Source organism: Streptomyces barringtoniae, assembly GCF_020819595.1.
Taxonomy (GTDB): domain Bacteria; phylum Actinomycetota; class Actinomycetes; order Streptomycetales; family Streptomycetaceae; genus Streptomyces; species Streptomyces barringtoniae.
The window spans coordinates 203,190-217,260 of sequence record NZ_JAJHNP010000002.1; the positions used below are offsets into that span (position 1 = coordinate 203,190).

The 14,071-nt window shown below is 70.9% G+C and carries 7 protein-coding genes and 1 pseudogene; all 8 read right to left on the minus strand.

What is annotated here, in order from left to right; translation table 11 throughout:
* Nucleotides 1–22: 22 nt before the first annotated feature.
* The 8 genes and pseudogenes from LMU33_RS03325 to LMU33_RS03360 all read right to left on the minus strand — a co-directional run bounded on the left by LMU33_RS03325 (nucleotide 23) and on the right by LMU33_RS03360 (nucleotide 14,062).
* Nucleotides 23–5,593 carry a DNRLRE domain-containing protein gene (locus tag LMU33_RS03325; protein ID WP_228617202.1) on the minus strand — a complete coding sequence of 1,857 codons (5,571 nt, stop codon included), beginning with the start codon at nucleotides 5,591–5,593 and terminating at the stop codon, nucleotides 23–25.
* A pseudogene (locus LMU33_RS41320) lies at nucleotides 5,584–5,847 on the minus strand (hypothetical protein); the annotation flags it as partial. The gene LMU33_RS03325 and the pseudogene LMU33_RS41320, both read right to left, overlap by 10 nt.
* A gap of 494 nt (nucleotides 5,848–6,341) precedes the next feature.
* Nucleotides 6,342–7,865: an acetaldehyde dehydrogenase ExaC gene (exaC, locus tag LMU33_RS03335; RefSeq protein WP_228617203.1), complete on the minus strand. Its 1,524-nt coding sequence runs from the start codon at nucleotides 7,863–7,865 to the stop codon at nucleotides 6,342–6,344.
* Between the two features lie 57 nt (nucleotides 7,866–7,922).
* Complete coding sequence (locus LMU33_RS03340) at nucleotides 7,923–9,230, minus strand: GAF domain-containing protein (protein WP_228617205.1); 1,308 nt, start codon at nucleotides 9,228–9,230, stop codon at nucleotides 7,923–7,925.
* A 56-nt stretch (nucleotides 9,231–9,286) separates the two neighbouring features.
* The gene (locus tag LMU33_RS03345; protein WP_228617619.1) at nucleotides 9,287–9,937 is read right to left on the minus strand and encodes an N-acetylmuramoyl-L-alanine amidase; all 651 of its coding nucleotides are present in this window, start codon (nucleotides 9,935–9,937) and stop codon (nucleotides 9,287–9,289) included.
* 106 nt (nucleotides 9,938–10,043) lie between these two features.
* The gene (locus LMU33_RS03350) at nucleotides 10,044–11,057 is read right to left on the minus strand and encodes an acetamidase/formamidase family protein (protein ID WP_228617207.1); all 1,014 of its coding nucleotides are present in this window, start codon (nucleotides 11,055–11,057) and stop codon (nucleotides 10,044–10,046) included.
* Nucleotides 11,058–11,097: 40 nt separating this feature from the next.
* On the minus strand, nucleotides 11,098–12,582 hold the full coding sequence (locus tag LMU33_RS03355) for an APC family permease (protein WP_228617208.1): 1,485 nt from the start codon (nucleotides 12,580–12,582) through the stop codon (nucleotides 11,098–11,100).
* Nucleotides 12,583–12,853: 271 nt separating this feature from the next.
* Complete coding sequence (locus LMU33_RS03360; RefSeq protein ID WP_228617209.1) at nucleotides 12,854–14,062, minus strand: ROK family transcriptional regulator; 1,209 nt, start codon at nucleotides 14,060–14,062, stop codon at nucleotides 12,854–12,856.
* Between the last annotated feature and the right edge of the window lie 9 nt (nucleotides 14,063–14,071).

Genomic DNA, 14,071 nt, shown 5'->3' on the forward strand with positions numbered 1-14,071 from the left:
GCCATTGGCCCCACTTCCAGCGCTAGATCCGGAAGGTGCCCGCGAGGTCGAATGCGTTGACGGGGTCCTGCCCCGCGTAGTCGTACGCGTTGGCGCTGCCGCCCAGCACCGGGTCCACGGACAGGAAGCGGCCGGCGGTCGGGTCGTACAGCCGTACTCCCATGAGCGTGAGCCCTGAGACAGGCGCCTCGGCCCGCTGTTTGCCGCCGAGCCAGCCGTAGCGGGCGGCGGTGGCGTCGCCCTCGGCGTTGCCGAACTCGTCGTAGGCGAGCGCGGTCGGCGCCTGGGAGATGTCCAGCGGGAGACGCACCGTCACATCGCCGTGGATGTCGGTGAGTTGCAGGACGGTGTCACCCGTGGCGCTGGTGATCGCGGCCAGTTCGCCGTCGACGGCCTGGACGTTGCGGGTGATGGTGCCGGTGTCCTCCTGGGTCCAGTCGGGGCTGTCGCAACCACACCCGTAGTGGTTGGTCTTCGACTCGGTCTGGGTCCAGGTGCCGGCGTTGTTGGTCTCCGTCGTCCAGGACGCGAGACGCTGGGCGGCGTCCAGGGTCCAGGTCTGCCGGCTGGTGCCGTCGGCGGAGGTCTGCTGGCGGACCAGGTCGTTGGCGTAGTAGGCGATGGTCACGCCGGACGCCTGGGTGGTGGTGCGGCCGAAGGCGTCGTAGACGATGCCCGCGTTCACCAGCCGGTCGGCGCTGTCGTAGGAGTTGTTCGTGGTCGTGGCGCCGGTGGAGCTGCACGCCGTGCCCGCCGCGCTGACGCTGGTGGCCAGAGCGGTACGGTTGCTGTTGTTGTCGAAGGTGTAGCCGCGGCGGGTGCAGGTTCCGTCCGGGGCGCTGTCGTCCGCCTGGGTCAGGCGGCCGGTGTTGTCGTAGGAGTAGGCGCGGTCGTAGGTCTGGCCTCCCGTGTCGGTATCGGCGACGGTCTGGCCGTGGACGGAGTGGTCGGCGGTGTCGGAGGCGACGACGGTGCCGTCACTGTCCTTGGTGTAGACCCGGGAGGTCTCCGCGCCGGTCTCGTCCTGGGTCAGGTTGAGGGTGTAGCCACCGGGCATCTGCTCGGTGGCGACATTGCCGTCCGCGTCGTAGGTGGCGTTGAAGGTGCCTGCGACCGAGTCGGTGCGGGAGGTCTCCAGACCGCGCGGGTCCTTGGCGGTGTCGTAGGTGTAGGTGGTCGTCGACGGAGCCGAGTCGGTCACCTTGGTGGGCCGGCCGAGCGCGTCGTACTGGGTGGCCGCGGTGTTGCCGCTGCCGTCGTTGTAGGAGATCTCCCGTCCCAGCATGTCGGTGACATGCGTGATGGTCTGACCGCCCGACGTGACGGAAGCGACGTCTCCGCTGTTCTGGTCGTATGTGGTGGTGGTGTCCGGAACCGCGGTGCCCACCCCGCCGGTCACCGACACCAGGGTCGGACGGCCGGCCGCGTCAGCAGTGATCGTGGTGGTACGGGTCACGCCGTTGGCGGTCTCGGTCAGTTTCGCCGTATTGCCCCACCGGTCGTACTCGGTGGTCTTGGCCGGCATCTGGGTGGGATTGGTACCGCCGCCGGTGATGGCACCGGCAGGACCCACCGAGCAGACCAGGTCCGCCCACTCCGGACGCCCGTTGCAGGCACCCGTACCCGTCGCCGAGTAGTAGGTGATCACGGTCGCACCGGCGTCGGCGCCGTTCGACTTCGGCAGGGTGGTCTTGGTGACCCGGCCCTGGGAGTCGTACGTCGTCGTCTTGACAAGGTTCAGACCGCCCGGATCCTCCGTCGCGGAGGTGGTCAGGCCTTTCACCCAGTCATAGGCCGTCTTCGTCGTGCGGGTGTCGCCGTCGGACGGGTAACCGCCCACGTAGGCGCCGATGGTGACGGTGGTCGGCTGGTTGGACACGGTGGCCGTACCGTCGGTGGGGCGGCCCTCGTCGTAGGCGGTGATCGTGTGCTGGCGGGCCGCCACCTCGCTGCCGGCGGGCAGGTCGGTGCCACCGGTTCCGGCGTGCAGCACTCCGGTCAGAGTGACCAGGTGCAGCGGGCCGAAGCTCTCCAGCTCGCGCTGGCCGTCACTGGAGTCGATGTGCGTGGTGGACAACTGCTCCGCGCGGTCCGCCGTGGACAGGCCGTTGACGCCGAGCAGGGTCAGCTCGTTCAGCCCCGCACCGCTGGTGGACAGCGCCAGCTCACGGTTGCCCGCGGTCAGTTCGCGGATGGTGTTGCCGAGGTGGTCGTACTCGGTCACGCTCAGGTGACCGCCAGGGGTGGAGCTGTCGACCTCACGACCCGACGCGTCCGCGTACGAGATCGAGGCACGGGTGTAGCTCGCCGCGGTCATCGCCGAGCCGTCGTGCGACGCGGGCACGGAGTCAGCCGGGAAAACCGCCGTGGCGTCGGTGGGAACGTCGGTCTGGCCCCAGGCCGCGACGTCGGTGGCGCCCACCGGGTAGGGGGCGTTGGTCCCGGTCAGCGGAACGTCGTAGACCATGCTGGTCGTGGCGGTGCCGCCGTCGGTCTGCGTCTTCGAGCCCGCCACCAGGGTGGGACGGGAGGCGGAGAGCAGCATGCCCGGGCCCGCGGTGGCCGTGTTGCCGGCCTGGCCGTAGGTGAAGGTCCACGGCAGCTCACCGGGCGGCGTCAGGGTCGCGACCCGGCCGGCGCTGTCGTAGGTGTAGGCGGTCTTCAGCGCAGGCGAGATGCGCGGGTCCCAGCTCTCGCGGAGCCGGCCGGAGGTGTCGTAGTCGTACTGCGCGATCACCGACGCGGTCGCGGAAGCCGCACCCGGGTCGGTGACCCACAGCTTGATCTGCGACACCTGACCCACGTAGTCGCCGAACACCGAGGACGTGGCGGTCGTGGAGGCCGCGTACACGTACTCCAGGATGCGGCAGCCCTTGGTGGACGGGGTCGACGCACAGGTGGCGGACGACACTGCCGACGTGGGCGCGATCACGTACTTCGGGCGGGCCAGCGTCAGCGAGCCGTTGACGACCTTCTCCGAGACCACCGTGGTGGTGGTGTTGCTGGTCGGCAGAGAGGAGGTGGACACCTGCCAGGTGGTGGCGGCCGGATCGACCTTGGCGAAGGTGGTCGTCGTGCCGTCGGCGTCCTTCAGCGTGAAGGAACCCGTCAGGGAACCGGTCAGGGTCAGGTCCTCGGAACCCGGCTCGCTCTTCCAGCCACCGGTGGAGGTGGCGGTGAACCCGGTCTCGTCACCGTCCACGTTCACGACCGCCACCGAAGTGGACGACGTCTGGCGGACGTAGGCGTAGTCGGAGTCGGAGATCTCCGCGGTCGTGCCGGCCGTCCACTGCGGGCCGAAGATGGCCACCTGGCCCTGGGCGTCCGCGCCCGCGGTCGGCTTCCGGGACGACGCCGTGCGCGACACGCTCATACCGAACGCGGACGCGTCCGTCGCCGACAGGGTGTAGTCACCGGTCAGATCATTGACCGTACCCGGACCGACCTGGTCCGACGGAGCTGTGCCCGCGTTGCGGTCCACGGTGACCGTCGACACCGGCGAGTAGCCCGTCGTCGTACCGTCGGTGAACGCGGCACGCAGGTCGACCGGGCCGTCCTCCGTCAGCGACGTGGTGATGTTCCACGTCAGCGCCGGCGGCGCACCGCTCGGCGCTGCCAGCGGCCACGCCGTCACCGGCGAACCGTCACTGTTCTTCGTCACGTCCGCGAGCGGCACGTTCTGCCAGCTGTCGGTCTCACCACGGCGGTACTGGTACGTCACACCGGTGTAGGTGTTCTTGCCGGTCGACGCCAGCGCCACCCGGCGCGCGGGCCGGTCACCGTTGCCGGGGCTCAGCAGCGCGGCACCGTCCGCACCCACACCGAAGGAGTACTGGGTCTTGGCCGTCGACAGGTTGCCGCCGGAGTCGATCGTCTGCGCATACAGCGTGTGCCAGCCGTCAGCGGGCGTGATGGTGATGTTCAGCGGGTCGCCGCCGCTGCCGTCCACCGTGTCGTCGATGCGCTTCGCCATCGTCGGGTCGTCCAGGCCCCACTTGAAGCCCTGGCCGTCCGTCGACGTCGTGTCGAGGGTGCAGGTCACCGAGCCGGGTGCCTTCGCCGACCACGTGTTCAGCGGGTAGGAGGGGCAGCTGATGGTCGGGGCCGCCGGCAGTGCGGTGTTCAGCACGAAGGTGGTGTAGCCGGTCCAGGACCCGTAGTCGGTGGAGTCGTACCCCCGCACCCGGAACCGCAGGTGCGCCCCCGCCGGGAAGGCGTTGGCCGACGGGATGGCAAGAGTGGCAGTGGAACCCGACGCCACCCCACCGCTGGTTGCGGTGTAGGTGTAGGTGGTGTCGTTGTACGCGGGGTCCGGGGTCACCTCGAACTGCGCCTTGACCGTGCCGCCGTCCGCGTCCGTCACCTTCGCCGACAGCGTCGGCGTCAGCGAGGTCGCGTACCGCTTGCCGTTGTAGGCGTTCAGGGCCGAGGGCGAGATCGCGGCGGACGTCGGGACGGCCGGGTAGGAGTTGTACGTGACCGTCAGGTGCGGCTCGGCCGAGTTGTCCCCGGAGACGTAGTTGGCGGAACGGAAGCGCCGCCACGTCAGCGGGTCGGTCTCACTCGCACCGGCAATCCGAAGGCCGTAGTTGGCCGTTCCACTCGCCCACGCCGCCACGATGGAGTCGATGTCGAAGTTCATCGTGCCGCCCGGGCACGAACTGTCGTAACCCAGCGCGGCCTTGTTCACCACGGCACCGGTCGTCGTGGTCGCCGGCTGGGTTCCCCAGGTGATGGTGGAGGAGTCCCAGTTCGCGGTGATGCGACGCACCTCGGTTCCGGCGCCCGTCGTGGCGCAGGTCGAGGAGTAGTACGAGTACAGCGCCAGGTTCGTGTCGATGATGTGCTTGCCCGCGAAGGGCGACACATCGAACTTCAGGTACGAACGCGCCACGTCCGTGCCCGTGTCGTACGTTCCCGACTTCAGCTCCGGTGACGAGAGCTGCGAGTCCGGGTAGTCCGGGGTCTGTACCCACGTGTCCGTGGTGACCGCCAGAGTGGACGTCGGGTCCACGGTCACCGGGTACGTGAGCGCCGGATCGGCCAGGAACTTCGCATCCGGGGTCAGGACCAGGGTCTGCGAACCGTCCTTCGCCGTCTCGATCTTCGTGGCCACGCGGGCCAGATGCTTGGACTCACCCGAACGCCGGTCCTTGGAGGAGTCCCACATCATCGGCGCCGGCGCCTCGGCCACCAGCTTGCCGCCTGCGTCCTTCAGCAGCAGGTGCCCCGACCGGGCCTGGGACAGCTTCAGTCCGTCCAGCCGCAACGGAATCCGGTACGACACCGGGCCGTTGGGCCTGCTCGCCAGGACCACGTCCTCGGAGAAGCCCTGCTTCTGCGCGGTGACCTTCAGCGTCTGGCCGGCGCCCAGCTCGTAGGAGGCGGTCGAACCCTTCACCTTCGGCGCAGGCAACTTGTCCTGCCAGTCCATGGCGAACCGGGTCTTGCCCCGGGCGACCGATGCCAGCCGGCTGTCACCGCCGTCGGAGACGGCCACGTCCGCGGCCGCCGCCTTCGGCTTCAGATCGGCACCCACATCCGACAGCGACGTGTCGATGTCCTGCCACTTGCCGTCCCGCTTCACCCGCACCGGGCCGGCGAACGACTCTGATCTTCGGGTAGGTGAATTCCCGAAGCGTTTCGACGGCGTGCTCGCGCCCGTAGCCGCTGTGCTCGGTGCCTCCGAAAGGGGTGCCGAGGGTGCCGCGGAAGTAGTTGTCGACGCACACTATCCAGACCTCCAGCCGTGGCCACCCGGAACGCGGTCGCGCTGTCGCGGCTGTACACGCCGGCCAGCAGCCCGTCGTCCGATTCGTTGGCGATCTCGACGGCCTCGTCCTCCGAGGAGAACGTGACCGTGAGTCGTCGACGTCACTGACGGGCGGCCAGGACACGTCGACCGGCGCCTCGAATCGCTGGGCAGACCGAGGCGAGCGAGCGTGACCGTGCCCTGCCACGCGGCGGCCGCCGTCGCGGTCCCGGGAACCCGGTTGGTGGCGACCCTGCCGACGAGGTTCGCCCTCCAGCACGCGGCCCCGGGCGTCACCACCGTCGTCCCGGCACCGGACGAAATCGGCCCGATGAGCTACGCGATGTCCTGGCACCCCCGCCTGGACGACGACGCCGCACATAGGTTCCTCCAGCTTGCTGACCGGCGGGGAGTGCCGCTCCAGCCAGTCCAGTGCCGCCTCCCGTTCGACGTGCGGATCGGAACTCCCCGCCTTCTTGTTGAACGCTGGTGGAACGAACGAGAAGGCCCGACGCGCTGCAGGCGTGCCTGTGTCAGCCGGTGTTCACCGTCGAGATGATCGTGTCGCGGAGCCAGATTTTGCCTGTGCCTAGAAGAAGCCCAGCTTCTTCGGCGAGTACGACACGAGCAGGTTCTTCGTCTGCTGGTAGTGCTCCAGCATCATCTTGTGCGTCTCGCGGCCGATCCCGGACTGCTTGTAGCCGCCGAACGCCGCGTGCGCGGGGTAGGCGTGGTAGCAGTTGGTCCACACCCGGCCCGCCTGGATCGCGCGGCCCGCGCGGTAGGCGGTGTTGGCGTCCCGGGTCCACACGCCCGCGCCGAGGCCGTACAGGGTGTCGTTGGCGATCTTGATGGCGTCGTCGAAGTCGTCGAAGGAGGTCACCGAGACGACCGGGCCGAAGATCTCCTCCTGGAAGATCCGCATGCGGTTGTCGCCCTCGAAGATGGTCGGCTGGACGTAGTAGCCGCCCTTGAGCTCGCCGTCGTACTCGATGCGCTCGCCGCCGGTGAGGACCTTCGCGCCCTCCTGCCGGCCGATGTCCAGGTAGGAGAGGATCTTCTCCAGCTGGTCGTTGGAGGCCTGGGCGCCGATCATCGTGTCGGTGTCGAGCGGGTGGCCCGGCCTGATCTGCCGGGTGCGTTCGACCGCCGCCTGGAGGAACTCCGCGTAGTGACCGCGCTGGACCAGCGCCCGGGACGGGCAGGTGCAGACCTCGCCCTGGTTGAGCGCGAACATGGTGAAGCCCTCGAGCGCCTTGTCGCGGAAGTCGTCGTCGTGCGCCCAGACGTTGTCGAAGAAGATGTTGGGTGACTTGCCGCCGAGCTCCAGGGTGACGGGCTTGATGTTCTCGGAGGCGTACTGCATGATCAGCCGCCCCGTCGTGGTCTCCCCGGTGAACGCCACCTTCGCCACGCGCGGGCTGGACGCCAGCGGCTTGCCCGCCTCCACGCCGAAGCCGTTGACGATGTTCAGTACGCCGGGCGGCAGCAGGTCCGCGATCAGGCCGACCCAGTAGTGGATGGAGGCCGGGGTCTGCTCGGCCGGCTTGAGGACGACCGCGTTGCCCGCGGCCAGCGCCGGCGCCAGCTTCCACGCCGCCATGAGAATCGGGAAGTTCCACGGGATGATCTGCGCGACGACCCCGAGCGGCTCGTGGAAGTGGTACGCCACCGTGTCGTCGTCGATCTCGCCGAGCGACCCCTCCTGCGCCCGGATCGCGCCTGCGAAGTAACGGAAGTGGTCGATCGCCAGCGGGATGTCCGCCGCCAGCGTCTCGCGGACCGGCTTGCCGTTCTCCCAGCTCTCCGCCACCGCGAGGGCTTCGAGGTTGGCCGCCATGCGGTCGGCGATCTTCAGCAGGATGTCGCTGCGCTCCGCCACCGGCGTACGGCCCCACGCCGGCGCGGCCTCGTGCGCCGCGTCCAGCGCCCGCTCCACGTCCTCCGCGGTACCGCGCGCGATCTCGGTGAACGGCTGTCCGTTGACCGGCGACGGATTCTCGAAGTACTGCCTGCGCAGCGGCGGCACGTACTCCCCGCCGATGAAGTGGTCGTAGCGCGCCTGGTAGGAGACGATCGCGCCTTCGGTGCCCGGCGCCGCGTAACGAGTCATGCTGGTCTGCCTCCCGGTGCAGCGCTGCCCGCCGTTGGGCAGCTCTCGGGCGCGAGGCTAGGCGGGCGGACGTTGCAACCACGTTGCGCCGCGGGCCCGCCCCGGCATCAGGCCGGCCGGTGCCGCCAGCTCCGCCTCCAGCGCGGCCAGCCGGGACCGCACCGGCGCCGTGGGCCGCACCGCGGCCAGCGCCCGCCACACCTCCAGGTCGTCCTCGCCCCACGGCGCGTGCGCCCAGTCCGCCAGCAGGTCCGGGTCGCGGTGCGCGACGAGCGCCGCCCGCAGCTCGGCCGCGAGACGGTCCCGCAGCCGTACGATCGCCGGCGCCTGCGAACCGGGCAGCAGCGGGCCGGTGTACGCCTCCGCCGCCGCCGTGACCGCGCCCGCCCGCAGCCGCCGCTCCACCACGGTGACGTCCGACTCGACCGCGGCCGTGAGCCGGTAAGGCCGCGAGGAGAGCAGGCCGGGATCCAACAGTCTGCGCAGCCGGGCCAGTTCGGCTCGCAGGGTCACCGGTGTCACCGACTCGTCCGCGTACAGCGCGCACAGCAGCTCGTCACCGCTCAGCCCCTCGGGGTGCCGGGCCAGCAGCACGAGGATCTCGCTGTGCCGCCGGCTGAGCCGGATCCGGTTGCCGTTCACGACGAACTCGGCCTCGTCCCGGCCCAGCGCGCCGAGCAGCGGCGTGTCCACCGCACTCCCCGGCGGATCGAGCAGCGCGAGCTGTGCCTCCGCGGCCCGCGCCACCGCCTGCACGAACCCGAGGCTGTGCGGATGGGCCAGCCCGTCCCCGCCGGTGATGTCCACGGCGCCCAGGACCTGCCCGGTGCGCGGATCGTGCACCGGTGCCGCCGCACACGTCCACGGCTGGACCCGCCGTATGAAGTGCTCCGCGGCGAACACCTGCACCGGCCGGTCCACGGCGACCGCGGTCCCCGGCGCGTTCGTGCCGACCGCGCTCTCCGACCAGCGCGCCCCCGGCACGAAGTTCATCCCGTCCGCCCGACGCCGGGTCACCGGATGTCCCTCGACCCACAGCAGCCTGCCGTGCGCATCGCACACCGCCAGCAGGTGCTCGCCGTCGGCCGCGAACGTGCCGAGCAGCTCCCGGAACAACGGCATCACCCTCGCCAGCCGGTGCTCCGCCCGGTACGAGCCGAGGTCGCCGTCGGTCAGTTCCACGCTGGCGGTGCCGTCCGGCCCGACACCGGCCCGCGCGCTGCGCCGCCACGACTCCGCCACCACCGACCGCACCGGGCGCGGCACCGTGCCCACCGTCGTGAACGTCTCGTGCGCCCGGCGCAGCACACGGATCCGCTCGGCGGGGTCGGCTCCCGGCTCCAGGGCCACCCACGCATCGGTCAACTCGGCCTCCCCGACGGTGAAAGAGCGACATCGGTCCCGCGACCATCGTCTGCCCGCTAGGCGAAGTTGACCAGCCTGAGGTAGCGGACCCAGTCCCAGTACGCGCCCGGGTCGGTGTGATCGGTGCCGGGCACCTGGTAGTGGCCGATGATGTGCTCCCTGTCCTTCGGGATGCCGTATGTCTCGCAGATCGCCGCCGTGAGCTTGGCCGACCCCTCGTAGAGGGCGTTGGTGAAGTAGCCCGGCTGGTCCACCCAGCCTTCGTGCTCGATGCCGATGCTGCGGGTGTTGTAGTCCCAGTCGCCCGCGTGCCACGCGACGTCGGCCTCGTGCACGCACTGCGCGACGTGCCCGTCCGCCGAGCGGACCAGATAGTGCGCGGAGACCTTTTTCTCCGGATTCGCGAAGATCGCCAGCGTGTTGGCGTACGTCTCCTGCGTGACATGGATGATCACGCGGTCGATGGCGTAACTGCCGGGGCGGTCGGACGCGGTGTAGTTGGAGGTGCTCGCCGCCTGCCACTCGGCGGACGGATAGTCGACGGACGCGGTCTGCGCACCGGCGCGTGGGTCGGGCAGCAGCGCATAGGGGACGGCGGCGAGCGCCGCGCCCTTGAGCAGCCGTCGTCTGCTCAGGCGCGGCTCGGCCTTGCTCGCCGGTTGCTCCGGTTCGCTGCGCCGCGCAGGTCCGTCCGGGTCCAGGTCCATGTCCATCGGCGGGTGCCTTTCGGGGGTGTGGGGGGCGTCAGGAGTTGTGGGGTGGGGGTGCGGGGACGTCACCGGTCCGGAGGGCGTCTTCGGGGCGTGGTCGGTGTCAGCCCCGCAGGGCCCGCGCGGTTTCCCGCAGCCGCGCGTGCACACCCCGGTACGTCTCGCGGGCCGGCAGCCACTCCTTGCGCAGCTTGGCCACGCACGTGTAGTTCGTGTCGCACACGTTGGCCAACGGCGATTCCACCGCCTGGGTTGCGAATTGGTACGCGTCCGGCTCACTGAACCCGTAGTCGCGCGCAAGCCACTGCACCAGGTCCAGCTGCGATATCCGGAACGCGTCCTCCAGTGGGCGGGCTGAGCCGGTCGAGATGATGTGGGTGTCCGACTCCAGCCGGGGCCACGGCGTGGCGACATCCTTGAGGAGCTCGACGACCACCACGGTGTTCATCGCGCACTCCACGGCCACGCCGCAGGTCTCGCCCTCGCCCTGCCGGGCGTGCCCGTCGCCGAGGCTGAGCAGGGCGCCCTCGACTTTGACGCCCAGATAGCAGGTGACGCCGGCCCGCATCTCAGGGGTGTCCATGTTCCCGCCGTGCGCGTCCGGCACCAGGGCCGAGCGCACTTCGAGATTGGCGGGGGCCACGCCCACCGTGCCGTGCATGGGGTCCATGGGCAGCTCCACCTCGATGTCGCTGTCGTGCGCCTGGAAGAGGGCGGTGCGCCGCGCGCGGTCCAGCTGCCAGATCCAGACGCGTTCCGGCAGTGGGGGCTGCAGCGTGGCCGTGGTGTGCGTGGAGGTGAGCGCGCCGAAGAGCGGGACCGTCGTCGACGCCGCCCAGTCGCGGGCCGGTTCGATCGACACGAAGTGCACGGCCACCGTGTCGCCCGGCTCGGCGCCCTCGATGTGGAAGGGGCCGGTCTGCGGATTCAGGAACGGGAACTCGCAGACCTCGGAGACGAGGTCCTTCTCGGAGCGCACCCGGCCGGCGAAGCAGTCCTCCGTGTACAGGTCGAGAACCGTGCCGGGCGCGATCCGCGCCACGGGCGGTGCGCCGCCGAACGTCCAGGCGTACGAGTCCGGTTCCGGGCGCACGGTGAGGATCCGGGGGTCTGTCATCGTGGAGGTGGTCCCTTCTGACGGAAGAGGGTCCGGCAGGTCAGCGGGGCACGGTCCCGTCCTGGCGGGGACCGGCCTGGTCGTACCTGTCGAGGTGCACTCGAGCGGTCTCGGCTATGCGCTCCGGGTGACGCCGTATCAACAGGAGCAGCACCAGCACGCCGGCCGCCATCCAGATGCCGACGATCGGGCCGGCGTAGGACACCGGGGCCGTCAGTTCGGTGACGAAGTCGAAGACCGGGAGACCGGCGGCCGTCAGGAGGGCGGGGACGAAGGCGGCGATGCCGAGCACCGGGAACAGCAGATGTCGTACCGGCTTGAGGGCGGCCCGGCCGGCCCGCAGGAAGTAGCCGGCGCAGGCGAGGTTCACGACGATGTACACACCGACGACGACCGTGACGATCACCGTGGCGAGCAGCAGGAACGCGGTCACGGGGTCGTAGCCGAAACCGAGTCCCAGGACCGCCCCGACCGCCACGACGGTCTGCAGTGCGATACCGGCCACGGGGGAGCGGTGCCGTGGGTGGAGCGTGGCGAGCAGGCGGGGCAGGACCCGGATACGGGCCAGGGCGAAGGCCGTACGGGTCGAGACGTTGGCGCACGCGTTGGCGTTGGCGATCGTGGAGTTGATCACCGCCAGGAAGACCAGAACCCAGAAGAGGCCGAAGGAGGCCCGGGCGACGCCGTCCCAGGAGGCTTCGCCCGAGGCACCGAACTTCGCGAAGCGGTCCGGGCCGAAGTAGACGGTCATCGCATACGTCGTGACGACATAGAACAGGCCGATGCCCAGGGCCGCGCCGAGGACCGCGCGGTGCATCGTCCGCCGGGGGTCGCGTGTCTCCTCGGCGAGGGGCGCGGCGGCCTCGAACCCCGCGAACGCCAGCACCGTGTACACGGAGCCGGCGAACACACCACTGATCCCGGCGTAGCCGTCGGCGGTGTGCGACGTCCCGAAGACCGACAGGGTGTTGGCGTCGCCCGCCTTGCCGATGAGCAGGACCGCGAACACCAGGAAGACGAGGATCTCGAAGACGCCGAGGACGGTGCCGAAGCGGGCCGAGGCGCGGACCCCCAGGTAACCGGCGACGGTGATCACGCCTGCGCCCGCCAGGGACCACGGCCACCACAGGCCCGCCGGGTAGGAGGACCACTCCTCGTGCAGCGTGCCCGCCGCCGTGAAGCCCAGTTGGAGAAGCAGCAGCGGGGGGACCAGCATCTCCACGAAGACGTAACCCCAGCCGACCAGGAACCCGACGGCGGGGTGCAGCCCCCGCGCCGCATACGTGGCCACCGAGCCGGCGGCCGGCAGCTCGCGGGCCAGCTCGGCCACGCACGACGCCGTGAACAGACAGGCCACGAGGGCGATCAGCACCGCCAGCGGCAGGCTGCCGCCCGCGAAGGCGGCCCCGGCCGGGATCGACGCGGCCACGGCGGCCGCCGGCGCCATCGCCGTGACGCTCTGGAACAGCACTTCGCGCAACCCGACGGCGTCGCGCCGCAGCACCCCGGTCGTCTCCTCGTGCATGTGTGTCCCCCCGCTGCCTGTCAGCCCACTACCACCCGACGCGTCTGAAATACCGTCAACGGTTCGGCATCCGGCGGCCTTGACGGCCCCCCGGCCGGTGCCTCGCGTGAATCACGGTACGGCGCGGGCGGGTTGGGCAGAAGAGCGCACACCGCATCCGTGGAGAAGCCTCCACTTGTGGAAAACCCGGCCACCCGATCGGGTGAACACAGGCGGCCGTGCCGCCCTGGATCTCGACGGCGCGGGGCCCCTGGCGACTCGATCCGAGCCGTCAGGAACGTTCCGCCACCACCGCCGGATCGTCCAGCACGCCCCGGACGACCGAATGCGCCGCCCCCAGCAGCGGTCCCTCGGGGCCCAGCCGGGACACCGTCACCGGGCAGGGCGGGCCCGCCGTACGGCTCGTCAGCTCTGTCTCCAGCGACGGCAGCAGCCAGGGAGAGAGGCCCGCCAGGGCGCCGCCCAGGACCACCGCCTCGGGGTCGAGGAGGTTCACCGCCCCGGTCAGGGCGATGCCGAGCGCCGTACCGGCGTCGCGCAGGGCTGCCCGTACGCTCTCGTCGCCCTGCTCGGCGCACTCCGCGAGCAGGCCCACCAGATCCTCGCGCGGCTCCAGCCCCGCCGCGCGCAGTACCGCCTCCTCGCCCGCGTACTGCTCCAGGCAGCCCCGGCCGCCGCACGGACATAGCGGTCCGTCCGGCCGCACCGGCACGTGACCCAGCTCGCCCGCGAAGCCGCGGGTGCCACGCAGCAGTCCGCCGTCCACGACGACCGCGGCGCCGATGCCGATCTCGGCCGACACGTGCAGGAAGTCCCACGGCGTGCCCTCGCCCAGCCACAGCTCGGCGAGCGCACCGAAGTTCGCCTCGTTGTCCACGGTCAGCGGCCACAGGTCGGGCAGCAGGGCGCCCAGGTCGGTGTCGTGCCAGTCGAGGTTCGGAGCGCGCACGACCGTACGGCCGTCCCGCGCCACCAGTCCGGGCACGGCGACCGCGAGCCCGGCGGGCCAGAGTGCCTCCCGCTCCGCCTCCGCGACGACCCGGCGCACCAGCTCGGTCAGTTCCTCGACCACCGGTGCAGCCGGCCGGCCACGGTTCGCCCCGTGCCGCACGGCCCGCGCCCGGACGACGCCGCGCAGGTCGACCGCGCACACCGCGAGGTGGTCGACGCCGATCTCGGCGCCGATGCCCGCCGGACCGCGTCCGCTCACCGCGAGCGCCGACCCGGGCCGCCCCACCCGGCCCGGCCGCTCCGGACCCAGTTCCTCCAGCAGGCCCCACCGGATCAGCTCGTCCACCAGCGTCGACACGGCCGCCCGCGTCAGCCCGATGCGCGAGGCGACCGCGGCCCGCGACAGCGAACCCTCCGCGCTGACGGCGTGCAGCACGCGCGCCAGATTGCGCCGGCGCATGCCCTGCTGGGTGTCCGGCAGGGCGCGGCCGGCGCCCGGCGGGCGGGCCTCGTGCAGCGGTGCGGTCATGCCTGAAGT

Bases quoted from the DNA above. Each gene is read 5' to 3' on its own strand.
- exaC (WP_228617203.1), bottom strand. From the start codon at position 7,865: ATGACTCGTTACGCGGCGCCGGGCACCGAAGGCGCGATCGTCTCCTAC.
- LMU33_RS03345 (WP_228617619.1), bottom strand. From the start codon at position 9,937: ATGGACCTGGACCCGGACGGACCTGCGCGGCGCAGCGAACCGGAGCAA.
- LMU33_RS03350 (WP_228617207.1), bottom strand. From the start codon at position 11,057: ATGACAGACCCCCGGATCCTCACCGTGCGCCCGGAACCGGACTCGTAC.
- LMU33_RS03355 (WP_228617208.1), bottom strand. From the start codon at position 12,582: ATGCACGAGGAGACGACCGGGGTGCTGCGGCGCGACGCCGTCGGGTTG.
- LMU33_RS03360 (WP_228617209.1), bottom strand. From the start codon at position 14,062: ATGACCGCACCGCTGCACGAGGCCCGCCCGCCGGGCGCCGGCCGCGCC.